Raw genomic sequence first — 296 nt, 5'->3', positions numbered from 1 at the left:
AAAGAAACCGCGCAAATCGTGAACGCCTTGCGTGAGCATCATTCGTTAAGCGTCTTGCTCAAGGTTTCAGGCCTGGCTCGTAGTACGTTCTATTACCAAGTGGCAGCGACCAAGGCGGGAGATCGTCACGCCGAGCTCAAGGCGAAGATCGCCGATGTCTTCGCCCAGCATAAGGGGCGTTACGGCTATCGCCGGATCACGCTTGCATTGCGTCGAGCGGGCACTTGGGTCAACCGCAAGACGGTGCAGCGACTGATGTCAGTGCTGCGTCTGAAGTCGCTCGTTCGGCCCAAGAA

Annotated in this window: 1 protein-coding gene; it reads left to right on the top strand. The window is 57.4% G+C overall.

The annotated features are described in order from the left end of the window. Positions 1-296, top strand: a 296-nt coding sequence (locus KVT39_RS36755; protein WP_217591457.1) for an IS3 family transposase, incomplete at both ends; no start/stop codon positions are given.

Origin of the sequence: Burkholderia sp. GbtcB21 (assembly GCF_019091065.1) — a bacterium.
GTDB classification, from domain to species: Bacteria; Pseudomonadota; Gammaproteobacteria; order Burkholderiales; family Burkholderiaceae; genus Burkholderia; species Burkholderia pyrrocinia_C.
This window is presented reverse-complemented; position numbering and strand designations above follow the sequence as displayed.